The organism is Pseudomonas sp. JV245A, assembly GCF_032424515.1.
GTDB classification, from domain to species: domain Bacteria; phylum Pseudomonadota; class Gammaproteobacteria; order Pseudomonadales; family Pseudomonadaceae; genus Aquipseudomonas; species Aquipseudomonas protegens.
This window is the reverse complement of the sequence record NZ_VYKE01000488.1, coordinates 1-634: the sequence shown is the minus strand read 5'-3', so window position 1 is coordinate 634 and position 634 is coordinate 1. Positions and strand designations below refer to the sequence as shown.

General features: G+C 67.5%; 1 protein-coding gene. It reads left to right on the top strand.

Annotated features, from left to right (window positions below; genetic code table 11):
• A partial coding sequence (locus F6S12_RS32620) for an AraC family transcriptional regulator (RefSeq protein ID WP_315869969.1) occupies positions 1–570 on the top strand: 570 nt, incomplete at its 5' end.
• Positions 571–634 lie beyond the last annotated feature (64 nt).

Sequence of the window (634 nt, the reverse complement as noted above, 5' to 3'; positions counted from 1 at the left end):
ATCTACGTGCGCACCTGCCGCAACCGCCTGGGCCGTGACTACGCGCCGCTGGCCGTGCAATTACGGCGCCCGGCCCCGGCGGACCCGAGCCAGTGGCACAAGGTATTCCGCTGCCCGGTGCAGTTCGCCGCCGTGGACGACTGCCTGGAGTTCGGCCTGCACGATTTCGACAGCCACCTGGACGACGCCAACCCGGAGCTGGCCGAGCACAACGAAGCGGTGCTCAAGCGCACCCTCCTGCAACTGCGGCCCCTGACCTGGGAGCGCAAGGTACGCGGGGTGATCGAAGCCCAATTGCCCGAAGGCGAACCTTCGGCGGAGCGAGTGGCCCAGGCCCTGCACCTGAGCCTGCGCAGCCTGCAACGGCACCTGGCGGATGAAGGCACGCGCTTTGACACCCTGCTCAACGAATGCCGGGAAAACCTCGCCCTGCTGCACCTGCGGGACCTGGAGTGCTCCCTGAGCGAGATCAGCTACCTGCTGGGCTTTGCCGATGCCAGCAGTTTCAGCCGGGCATTCAAGCGCTGGACCGGGATGACCCCGGGGCAATTTCGCGACGGCCTGCGCTAAGCCCCAGCAGCCTTGTAGCCGCTGCTGAGCCTGCGAAGCTGCGAACGACCGCAACGCGGGCGCA